Annotated in this window: 10 protein-coding genes; 9 read left to right on the top strand and 1 reads right to left on the bottom strand. The window is 66.4% G+C overall.

Going from position 1 to position 10,178, the window contains the following annotated elements; genetic code table 11:
• Positions 1 to 180: 180 nt before the first annotated feature.
• The 8 genes from queF (at position 181) to ACUXVE_RS11405 (ending at position 7,411) form a co-directional block, all read left to right on the top strand.
• Positions 181 to 999: an NADPH-dependent 7-cyano-7-deazaguanine reductase QueF gene (gene queF / locus ACUXVE_RS11440; protein ID WP_222388261.1), complete on the top strand. Its 819-nt coding sequence runs from the start codon at positions 181 to 183 to the stop codon at positions 997 to 999.
• Positions 1,000 to 1,331: 332 nt separating this feature from the next.
• Positions 1,332 to 1,625, top strand: a complete 294-nt coding sequence (locus ACUXVE_RS11435) for a LysM peptidoglycan-binding domain-containing protein (protein ID WP_093818171.1) — start codon at positions 1,332 to 1,334, stop codon at positions 1,623 to 1,625.
• Positions 1,626 to 1,672: 47 nt separating this feature from the next.
• Positions 1,673 to 2,176, top strand: coding sequence for a hypothetical protein (locus ACUXVE_RS11430; RefSeq protein ID WP_025878596.1), 504 nt, complete (start codon positions 1,673 to 1,675; stop codon positions 2,174 to 2,176).
• A 371-nt stretch (positions 2,177 to 2,547) separates the two neighbouring features.
• Complete coding sequence (locus tag ACUXVE_RS11425) at positions 2,548 to 4,770, top strand: NADP-dependent isocitrate dehydrogenase (protein ID WP_445514431.1); 2,223 nt, start codon at positions 2,548 to 2,550, stop codon at positions 4,768 to 4,770.
• A 331-nt stretch (positions 4,771 to 5,101) separates the two neighbouring features.
• Positions 5,102 to 6,049 (top strand): hypothetical protein, encoded by a 948-nt coding sequence (locus ACUXVE_RS11420; protein WP_445514430.1) that lies wholly within the window; start codon positions 5,102 to 5,104, stop codon positions 6,047 to 6,049.
• On the top strand, positions 6,042 to 6,590 hold the full coding sequence (locus ACUXVE_RS11415; RefSeq protein WP_445514429.1) for a GTP-binding protein: 549 nt from the start codon (positions 6,042 to 6,044) through the stop codon (positions 6,588 to 6,590). The genes ACUXVE_RS11420 and ACUXVE_RS11415 overlap by 8 nt, the downstream gene beginning before the upstream one ends.
• Positions 6,583 to 6,999: a roadblock/LC7 domain-containing protein gene (locus ACUXVE_RS11410; protein ID WP_222388262.1), complete on the top strand. Its 417-nt coding sequence runs from the start codon at positions 6,583 to 6,585 to the stop codon at positions 6,997 to 6,999. Before ACUXVE_RS11415 ends, ACUXVE_RS11410 begins: the two co-directional genes overlap by 8 nt.
• 52 nt (positions 7,000 to 7,051) lie before the next feature.
• Positions 7,052 to 7,411: a hypothetical protein gene (locus ACUXVE_RS11405; RefSeq protein WP_025878601.1), complete on the top strand. Its 360-nt coding sequence runs from the start codon at positions 7,052 to 7,054 to the stop codon at positions 7,409 to 7,411.
• Between the two features lie 63 nt (positions 7,412 to 7,474).
• Here ACUXVE_RS11405 and ACUXVE_RS11400 read toward each other — a convergent pair whose 3' ends face one another.
• Positions 7,475 to 8,221: a KilA-N domain-containing protein gene (locus ACUXVE_RS11400; protein ID WP_025878602.1), complete on the bottom strand. Its 747-nt coding sequence runs from the start codon at positions 8,219 to 8,221 to the stop codon at positions 7,475 to 7,477.
• A 177-nt stretch (positions 8,222 to 8,398) separates the two neighbouring features.
• Between ACUXVE_RS11400 and aceK the strand changes: the two genes are divergently transcribed.
• Positions 8,399 to 10,129 carry a bifunctional isocitrate dehydrogenase kinase/phosphatase gene (gene aceK / locus ACUXVE_RS11395; RefSeq protein WP_445514428.1) on the top strand — a complete coding sequence of 577 codons (1,731 nt, stop codon included), beginning with the start codon at positions 8,399 to 8,401 and terminating at the stop codon, positions 10,127 to 10,129.
• Positions 10,130 to 10,178 lie beyond the last annotated feature (49 nt).

Raw genomic sequence — 10,178 nt, 5'->3', positions numbered from 1 at the left:
GCCGTGAATACGTCCTTGTAGGCTCGGGCGCGCCATCCATGGCGCTTACGCCCCCAGCCAACCCACCCTCCCGGCCAACCCGATAGACCGCTATGCCGACCAACCAACCCCACCACGGAGGGGCTCCGCCGTTGGCCGACCCGGCCGAAGGCCCGCTCTGCGCGCGATACAATAAGCACCATGAACACCCCACAGGATTCCAGCCTCGGTCGCGAGGTCAGTTACCCGTCGCAGTACGATCCCGGCCTGCTGTTTCCCATCCCGCGCGTCGGCGCCCGCGCCGAGATCGGTCTGGACGAGGCCGCGCTGCCCTTCGTCGGCCATGACCGCTGGCACGCCTTCGAACTGAGCTGGCTTGACCCGCGTGGCAAACCGCAGGTCGCCGTCGCCACCGTGCAGGTGCCGTGCACCTCGCCGCGGTTGATCGAATCGAAGTCGTTCAAGCTGTACCTGAACTCCCTCAACAGCACCCGCATCGACAGTGCCCAAGCCCTGCGCGAGCGCCTCGTCGCCGACCTGTCGGCCTGCGCCGGCGCCCCGGTCCAGGTCACGTTCGGCCTGCCGGCGTTGCGCGAATCACCGCTGGGCGAGTCGATCGACGGCCTTGAGGTGGACATCGATTGCTATGGCCCGCCGCAGGCGGACTACCTGTCGGCCAACGCCGATGCGCTGGTGGAGGAGACCCTGGTCTCGGCCCTGTTGAAGTCCAACTGCCCGGTCACCGGCCAGCCGGACTGGGCCACCGTCAGCCTGCGCTACCGCGGCCCGCAGATCGATCGTGCCGGCCTGCTGCGCTACCTGGTCAGCTACCGCGAGCACGCCGAGTTCCACGAGCAGTGCGTCGAGCGCATCTTCAGTGAAGTGTCCGCGCGCTGCCGGCCGCAGTGGCTGGAAGTCGAAGCCCGCTATACCCGTCGCGGTGGCCTGGACATCAACCCGTGGCGCGCCAGCCCCGGCATTGCCGCCCCGGCCGCGACCTACCGCGAACTGCGGCAGTAGCCGCCGCAGGCGGCTACAGGTAGCGCCGGGCCATGCCCGGCGAGCGCAGCGGCCCTTACAGGTGGCGCCGGGCCATGCCCGGCAAGCGCCGCGGCCCTTACAGGTAGCGCCGGGCCATGCCCGGCGAGCGCAGCGGCCCTTACAGGTAGCGCCGGGCCATGCCCGGCGAGCGCAGCGGCCCCATCCAGAGCCGCCCGGCATGGCCTGGCGCTACCGGTTGGGCCCCGATTGTTCAGCCGCCCCGGGGGGCGGCTTCACATCGGCACCATCCCCATTTAACAACCTCTATGACACCGTGCCAGCCATGTAGTCATACAGACGGGAGTGTGTGGATGAGTACCGAGAAGAAAGCCGATTTCTCCGGCGTCAGTGGCAGCGTCGACAGTACCGCCCAGCAGGTCCCCAAGGCGGACTTTTCCGGCGTCAGTGCTTCGGTGGACAGTACCGCCGAGGTGGCCAGCGGTGGCACCTACACCGTGCAGAAGGGGGATTCGCTGTCGAAGATCGCCAAGCAGCACCTGGGCGATGCCAACGCCTGGAAGAAGATCTTCGAAGCCAACCGCGATGTGCTCGACGACCCGGACAAGATCTTCCCGGGCCAGACCCTGAAACTGCCGCCGAAGTAATACCGGCGATCCAATCGCCGTCCGAACAATCCTTGGAGGAATCCCGAATGATCAAGACGACCCCGCTTCAGAATGCCCTGCTGGCCGCGCTGCTGGGCAGCGTCGCCCTGGTGGGCTGCAAGAAGAAGGAAGAAACCGCAGACAACAACGCGGCTCCGGCGGCAACCACGCCGGCCGAGGCGCCCGCGCCGATGACCGGCGCGCCGCCGCCGATGGCTGCATCGGCCGTAGCGGTATCGGCGGTCACTGTCGGCAAGACCGCTGCAGCTGACAAGTCGGTCACCACGGCCGCCCTGTTCGCGCCGAAGGACGATGTCATCGTCTCGGTGAAGACCGACGGCGCGGCCAACAATGTCACCGTCGGCGCCAAGCTGACCTTCCAGGATGGCCAGGTGGCCGGTGAGCAGAACGCAACCCTGAACACCAGCGGTGCAGAGACCACCAACATCACCTTCAAGAATGCCAATGGCTGGCCGGCCGGCAAGTACCGCGCCGAAGTCATGGTTGATGGTAAGGCGGCCGGAACGCCGCAGGAGTTCGAGGTCAAGTAAGTCCCGCCGACTCTCTCCCGGTTGGACTCACGATGGACGCAGCCGCGAGGCTGCGTCCTTTTTTGTTGGCGGCGTTGCGGGAAGGCCTCATCCGCGCAAGGCGTGGATCCACGGGTGCAGACACCTGACCGATCCTCGCGCGGGGATGTTTCCGCAGACCCACGCCATGCGTGGATGGATCACAGCGTTGCCGGTGTGCAGTACCGCCGCGTATGGCACGGCTTTGCCCCGCGCGGCTGAAAACGCGACAATGCAGGGGTTTCCCCGGCGCGCGCCCACCCTGACGGCGGCGGGGAAAGTGACACGGTTGCACGTGGCCCGGCGCTGGCGCCGGCCTTCCCCTGAGCACTGCTACAGAGTCCAAGTCCCCCATGTCCAAGATCCTCTACACGCTGACCGACGAAGCACCGTTCCTGGCCACCCAGTCGCTGCTGCCGATCGTCGACGCCTATACCTCCACCGCGGGCATCGCAGTGGAAACCCGTGACATCTCGTTGTCCGGCCGCATCCTGTCGCTGTTCCCGGAACTGCTGAGCGATGCGCAGAAGGTCAACGATGACCTGGCCGAGCTGGGCCAGCTGGCGACCACCCCCGACGCCAACATCATCAAGCTGCCGAACATCTCCGCCTCGGTGCCGCAGCTGAAGGCCGCCATCAAGGAACTGCAGGACCAGGGCTATCCGCTGCCGGATTACCCGGAGACCCCGGCCGACGACCAGCAGCGCGACTACAAGGCGCGCTACGACAAGGTCAAGGGCAGCGCAGTCAATCCGGTGCTGCGCGAAGGCAACTCCGACCGGCGCGCGCCGCTGTCGGTGAAGAACTACGCCCGCAAGCACCCGCACCGCATGGGCGCCTGGGCGTCCGATTCGAAGTCGCACGTTGCGCACATGGACGCGGGTGATTTCTACGGCAGCGAGAAGTCGGCCACCCTGGCCAACGCCGGCGCGCTGAAGATCACCCTGCACGGCAAGGACGGCAGCACCGTCGCGCTGAAGGAAAAGACCGCGGTCAAGGCCGGTGAGATCGTCGACGCGGCAGTGATGAGCCGCAAGGCGCTGGCCGCCTTCATCGATGCGCAGATCGAAGACGCCAGGTCGCAGGGCGTGCTGTTCTCGCTGCACCTGAAGGCGACCATGATGAAGGTCTCCGACCCGATCATGTTCGGCGTGGTCGTCAACGAGTTCTACAAGGACGTGCTCGCCAAGCACGCCGACACGCTCAAGCAGGCCGGTTTCGATGCCAACAACGGCATCGGCGACCTGGTCGCGCGCCTGCCGTCGCTGCCCGAAGCCACCCGTGCCGCCATCGAAGCCGACCTGCAGGCCGAGTATGCGCAGCGCCCGGGCCTGGCCATGGTCAACTCGGACAAGGGCATCACCAACCTGCACGTGCCGAGCGACGTGATCGTCGACGCCTCGATGCCGGCGATGATCCGCGACTCCGGCAAGATGTGGAATGCCGAAGGCAAGCTGCAGGACACCAAGGCGGTCATTCCGGATCGCTGCTATGCCGGTGTGTACCAGGCCGTCATCGATGATTGCCGCAGCAACGGTGCCTTCAACCCGGCCACCATGGGCTCGGTGCCCAACGTCGGCCTGATGGCGCAGAAGGCCGAAGAGTACGGCTCGCACGACAAGACCTTCCAGATCGCTGCCGACGGCGTGGTCAAGGTCACCGACGAGGCTGGCAACGTGGTGTTCGAACACGCCGTGGAAGCCGGTGACATCTGGCGCATGTGCCAGACCAAGGACGCGCCGATCCAGGACTGGGTCAAGCTGGCCGTCGAACGCGCGCGCCTGAGCAGCACCCCGGCCGTGTTCTGGCTGGACGCCGCCCGCGCCCACGACGCGCAGGTCATCGCCAAGGTCGAGACGTACCTGAAGGACCACGACACCACCGGCCTGGATATCCGCATCCTGCCGCCGGTGGAAGCGACCACCTTCTCGCTGGCCCGCATCCGCAAGGGCGAGGACACCATTTCGGTGACCGGCAACGTGCTGCGCGATTACCTCACCGATCTGTTCCCGATCATGGAGCTGGGCACCAGCGCCAAGATGCTATCGATCGTGCCGCTGATGGCCGGTGGCGGCCTGTTCGAGACCGGTGCTGGCGGTTCGGCGCCGAAGCACGTGCAGCAGTTCGTCGAAGAGGACTACCTGCGTTGGGATTCGCTGGGTGAGTTCCTGGCCCTGGCCGCGTCGCTGGAGCACCTGGGCAACCGCTACGACAACGCTGCCGCCCGCGTGCTGGCCAAGGCGCTGGACGAGGCCAACGGCCAGTTCCTGGACAACGACAAGTCGCCCTCGCGCAAGCTCGGTGGCATCGACAACCGTGGCAGCCACTTCTACATCGCCCTGTACTGGGCGCAGGCCCTGGCAGCGCAGAACGAAGATGCCGCGCTGCAGGCACGCTTCGCTCCGCTGGCCAAGGCGCTGGCCGACAACGAGCAGAAGATCGTTGACGAGCTGATCGCGGTGCAGGGCAAGGCCGTGGACATCGGCGGCTACTACCGTCCGGACGTGGCCAAGGCCGCTGCCGCGATGCGTCCGAGCGCGACCTTCAATGCCGCGCTGGAGCAGCTGCGCGGCTGATTCATCGCCGCCCGGTTGAGACCTGGAAAGAAACCCGCGCCTCGGCGCGGGTTTCTTTTTGCCCGCCTGGGGTCAGATCCCTCTGCACCGCAGAGGGATCTGACCCCACCCATGGCGTGGATGTACTCGGGCCCGGAACCGTGAAATCCGTCATCTGTCGGAACGCCGTCAACACGGCATGAAACTTGCCCGCGATGGCCGTCGCAGAACGGATGCATGCATGTTCACCACTGCCACCAATATGAGCAGTCGATCACGACGATGGCGGCAAGCCATGGCCTAGCCTTGGCGATGCGAGACCGCCGGGGAGGTGGTCGCACGGGGAACACGGATGGCACGCGTGCTCGTAGTGGGAACCGACATCCAGGGTGAACAGGCCCTGCTGCAGAGGCTGCGGCTGGCCTCGGCGCTGCCGGACGGGCAGATCCGCCGCAGCCAGGACCTGGACGACTGCGATCTGCTGGTGATCCGCGATACGCCGGCGCTGCGCAACGCGGCACTGCGCATGCGCCAGCAGCGCCCCCGCCTGCACTGCTGGATCGAGGACCTCGGCGGCCAGTTGCGCGAAGGCGATGGCGGCCAGGACGTACTGGATGATGGCGCGATAGGACGGGCGCTGCGCGGCATGCAGACCGGCACCGATGCGACACCAATCCGCCTGGCTGACGGCGCGCACGCCATCACCCGCCTGCTGCGCGAGCGGCTGCCATCGCGGCAGGGCCAGGCGCTGCTGGGCGAGGGCGCAGAGCCGCTGCTGCTGCTGGATCTGGAACAGGACCAGGCGGTGCTGCTGCACGAGCCGGCGACGGTGCTGGTGGAACGGCTGGCGCAAGGCTTCGAGCATCTTTATCTCGATGCGCTGCTGCCGGCGCAGCTGCAGGCCCTGGCGGGTGACCGCACGCGACTGCCGTTGCGTCCGTTGCTGTGGCAATGGGCGCAGCGCAGCCGCCACTGGCAGGCATTGGATGAGCGCCTGCGCGGGGCGTCGGTGAAGCTGCTGCGCTGGCCGGACTTCCGCGTGCTTGGCCACGATCACGATGGCTTCCGTCTATGTTCGCTGCTGCTCAAGCGTGCCTGCACGGTGGACGAATGCGCGATGCTGCTGGATCTTCCCGCCGCCGCCGTGCGCGATTTCATCCACGCCGCCTACCTGTGCGGCTATGCGCAGCTGCAGGTCGCACCTGCGGTACCGCTGGCGGGTGCGCGTGCCAACACTGCCGACAACGGCCTGCTCGCACGCCTGTGGCGCACGCTGCGCGGGAGTGATCGCGATGCGTGAGCACAAGGTGGTGGTGCTCGGTGGCATGGGCAGCGGAAAGTCGACATTGGTCCGCAGCATCGCCGCCGGTGCGGTGGTCGACACCGACGTGGCCAACAGCGACCGCGCGGGTGCCGACAAGGCTTCGACCACGGTGGCGCTGGACTACGCCGATATCGACCTGCCCAACGGCGAGAGGCTGCGCCTGTATGGCACGCCTGGCCAGCAGCGCTTTGATTTCCTGTGGCCGATCCTGCTGCAGGGTGCGCGCGGTGCGGTGTTGCTGCTGGACGCGCGCCGCGCCGGGGTGGCCGCTGAGCTGGACGCCTACCTGCAGGTGCTGCGCCCGTTCGGCCCTGCATTGGCCCTGGTGGTGGCGTTGACCCATCTTGACCAGGTGCCGGCAGCGGCACTGGATGACTGGGCCGAGCGCGCCCGGCTCGATGGCCAGCCGCTGCCGCTGCTGGCGGTGGATGCCCGTGATCGCGAACAAGGACTGCTGCTGATGGACGTACTGATGAGCGAAATGGAATCGCATGCACTGGTGGCCGCACATGGCTGATGGACAAGGCACGCCGTTGCCGGACGCGCAGCAGCGCGAGCGCCTGCGGCCGCTGCTGCAGGACCTGCAGCAGCGGGTGGAAGGGGTGCGCACCGTGGTGCTGGCCAGCGTCGATGGCTTTTCCCTGGTCAGCGCAGGTGCGGAGGGGCGTGGCGAACGCCTGGCGGCGATGACCAGCGCGATGCTGGCCCTGGCCGCAGCAGTGGGGCGCGAACTGGCACTGGGCGATCTGCAGACGCTGATGCTGGAGGCCGCCGGCGGCAAGGTGCTGATGCTGGCCATCCAGGCCGAGGCGCGCGCGCCGCTGCTGCTGATGGCGGCCTGCGACCAGCGCAGCGTGATCGGCCAGGTGCTGTGGCAGAGCAGGGAATGTGGCCAGGCGATCCTGGCCGAACTCAGCGGATCGTGAGCCCGGCCGCAGGGGAACGAGGGGCTCGAACCAACATTGAGAGGGGTGCAACGTGGCTGGATTGAATGATTCGTTGACTGCACTGATGGGTATCGATGGCGCGCAGGCCGTGGCGCTGGTCGACTACGAAAGCGGCATGCTGCTGGGCGAGGCCGGTTCGGGCATGGACATGGAAGTGGCGGCGGCCGGCAACACCGAAGTGATCCGCGCGAAGATGAAAACCGCCGCCTCGCTCAACCTCAACGATGGCATCGAGGACATCCTGATCTCGCTCGGCAAGGCGTATCACATCATGCGCCCGGTGGCGAAGAAGAAGGGCCTGTTCTTCTACATCGTGCTGGACCGGACCAAGTCCAACCTCGCCCTGGCGCGGCGCAAGGTGCAGGACGTGGAGGCCGAACTGGCGATCTGAGCCGGCTCGGTGGGACCGATCCCTGGTGCTGCACGGCAGCCCAGGGATCGGTCCGCTGTGATGTCATGTCGAAGGCAGCAGAAGCGTGCGTACGAAGGTCAGCGCCTGCCTGTCGCGCGCAGCAAAGTATCTGGGCGCATGCAGTGGGAGCCAGGTCTCGTTGAAGTGCCGGCGAAAGTCTTCGTAGAGCTCGTTCGGATAGAGCTTTGCCTGCACGTTGCGGCCGTCTGGATAGCTGTGCTCATAGGTGTCGAAGGTGTTGGGATCGATGCCCTTGTGATCGCGCAGCCACTTGCAGAACAACCGGCCCTCGGAGATGTCCGGCACCAGCTCCTGCGGCAGCGTATAGCCCGCCTGCTCCAGTGGCGCGATCAGGTTCAGGGTCAGCTCGTTCAACATCGAGAAATGCGTGTAGGGCACTTTCGAGCGGTTCTGCATGTAGCGCTCGATGTGGGCGGGCATGACGGCGTTCGCCCGGCCCTGCTGCCATTCCACCACCCATTGCGACACCTTCACCGCGAATTTGCGTGACAACCATTGGCCGAGATTGATGGCCAGGTAAGGGTGGATCCAGGTGCCCTGCATCGCCGCATTGCCCCCGGACACCACATGGATGAGCTGGTCCTCCGGGAGGCCGGTCTGCAGGGTCAGCTCCTCGATGAACTCACCGGTGGATTTCAGCGACCGATAGTCCGACCAGCGCTTGCCCACTGACTGGCAGAGCGCCGTCGCGCTGATGTAGCCGTCGCGTACCCGTTGCGGGATTACGTTGCCTTCCTCCATGCGTGGGATCAGGGTCATTTGCTGCATGCGTCACCTCATGCCGTTATGGGCCTGAAAGAGTAGGCAATGCAGTCGCCCGGGGTCTGTAGGAATGGTTGCGTTTGTCTGGTTCTCTGAGGCAGCAGCAGCCGAGCGTGGCTCGGCTCTACACAAGCTACCCCACGCCAGCGTATGGTGAGGTCGGTTCCCCCGGATACGTCGTGCATGTCCGATCCTGTCACTGCAACCGAACTCGCACCGCGCATCGCCGAGGCCATCCGCGATGGTTTCGAGCAGTATCACGCCCGCTTCGCCGCGATCACGGCGCGCGCCCGGGTGCGTTTCCAGCAGCGCGACTGGGCGGCGGCGCGCCACGATGCGGTGGAGCGCATCGCCCTGTACGACCAGTGCATCGCCGAGCAGATGGATGCGCTGCGGCGGCTGGCCGGTGACGCCATCAGCGATCGCGCGCTGTGGCTGCAGGTGCACGCGCACTTCAGTGCCCTGCTGCAGGGCCTGATCGACGCCGAGCTCTACAAGACCTTCTACAATACGCTGTCGCGGCGGCTGTTCGCCATCCGCGGTGTGGATCCGGAAGTGGAGTTCATCGCCTTCGATGTCGAGCCCTCCGATGCGATCACCCATCCGGTGGCGCGCCACACCTACGCGGTCTCGCCGACGCGGCCGGTAGAGGCGCTGCAACGGGTGCTGGCCGACTACCGCTTCGATGTTCCGTATGCGCACCAGTTGCGCTGTGCCGCCGCCATCGCCGTGCGCCTGCAGGACGATCTGGCGCACTGGGGCGACACGCCGGTACGCAGCATTGAACTGCTCGATACCGTGTTCTACCGCGAGCGTCGCGCCTATCTGGTCGGGCGCGTGTTCGGTGAACACCGTTTCTCGCCGTGCGTGATCGCGCTGGTCAACGACGACCGGGGCCTGCGCGCCGATGCCGTGCTGACCCGGCGTCGCGATGTGGCCCATCTGTTCGGCGTGTCGCGCAGCTATTTCCAGGCCGACCTGGGCACGGTTGGCGATGCGGTGGTGTTCCTGCGCAGCCTGCTGCCGGGCAAGCCGATCGACGAGATCTATACCGTGCTCGGGCGCGCCAAGCAGGGCAAGACCGAGCGCTACCGGACGTTCTTCCGCCACTTCAATGAACACCCGAACGAGCGTCTGGCGCATGCCGAGGGCACGCCGGGCATGGTCATGGCGGTGTTCACCCTGCCCAGCTACCCGCTGGTGTTCAAGCTGATCCGTGATCGTTTCGCTTGGCCCAAGACGATGTCGCGGCAGCAGGTGGAGGAGAAGTACGCCCTGGTGTTCAACCTCGACCGTGTCGGTCGCCTGCTTGACGCACAGCCCTACCGGCACCTGCGTTTCCCGCGCGAACGCTTCGCCCCGGTGCTGCTGGACGAACTGCTGCAGCAGTGTGCGCAGAGCGTGCGCGTGGATGGCGACGAGGTGGAGATCGCGTTGTGCTACGTGCAGCGTCGCTTCCGGCCACTGAACCTCTATCTGCGCGAACAGGCTGGCGAGGCCGTGCGCGCAGCGGTACTCGACTACGCGCAGGCGATCACCGACATGGCGCGCAACAACATCTTCCCCGGTGACATGCTGCCGAAGAATTTCGGCGTGTCGCGCCACGGCCGTGCCGTGTTCTACGACTACGACGAGTTGTGCCTGGTCAGCGACTGCGTCTTCCGGGCCTGGCCCAAGCCAAGCTCCGCAGAGGAAGCGATGGCCGATGAGCCCTGGTTCCATGTCGGTCCGCGCGATGTCTTCCCCGAGCGGTTCGGGCCGTTCATGGGCTTGCCGGCGCAGGAACTGGCAGCGGTGCGCGAGCACTACCGCCATCTGTTCGATCCCGCCTGGTGGCAGGGGCTGCAGGTGCGCTTTGCGGCGGGCGATTATCCGGACACGCCACCGTATTCGGCTGCGCAGCGGTTGGCGTGATTGGCCGCGCCGACGGCGAGGAACTCAGGTAATCTCGGCACTTTCATCA

Source organism: Stenotrophomonas sp. 3(2025) (assembly GCF_052665395.1).
This window is presented reverse-complemented; position numbering and strand designations above follow the sequence as displayed.

Excerpts from the sequence above, each read along its gene's own strand:
- queF (WP_222388261.1), top strand. The coding sequence starts at position 181 with ATGAACACCCCACAGGATTCCAGCCTCGGTCGCGAGGTCAGTTACCCG.
- ACUXVE_RS11435 (WP_093818171.1), top strand. The coding sequence starts at position 1,332 with ATGAGTACCGAGAAGAAAGCCGATTTCTCCGGCGTCAGTGGCAGCGTC.
- ACUXVE_RS11430 (WP_025878596.1), top strand. The coding sequence starts at position 1,673 with ATGATCAAGACGACCCCGCTTCAGAATGCCCTGCTGGCCGCGCTGCTG.
- ACUXVE_RS11425 (WP_445514431.1), top strand. The coding sequence starts at position 2,548 with ATGTCCAAGATCCTCTACACGCTGACCGACGAAGCACCGTTCCTGGCC.
- ACUXVE_RS11420 (WP_445514430.1), top strand. The coding sequence starts at position 5,102 with ATGGCACGCGTGCTCGTAGTGGGAACCGACATCCAGGGTGAACAGGCC.
- ACUXVE_RS11415 (WP_445514429.1), top strand. The coding sequence starts at position 6,042 with ATGCGTGAGCACAAGGTGGTGGTGCTCGGTGGCATGGGCAGCGGAAAG.
- ACUXVE_RS11410 (WP_222388262.1), top strand. The coding sequence starts at position 6,583 with ATGGCTGATGGACAAGGCACGCCGTTGCCGGACGCGCAGCAGCGCGAG.
- ACUXVE_RS11400 (WP_025878602.1), bottom strand. The coding sequence starts at position 8,221 with ATGCAGCAAATGACCCTGATCCCACGCATGGAGGAAGGCAACGTAATC.
- aceK (WP_445514428.1), top strand. The coding sequence starts at position 8,399 with ATGTCCGATCCTGTCACTGCAACCGAACTCGCACCGCGCATCGCCGAG.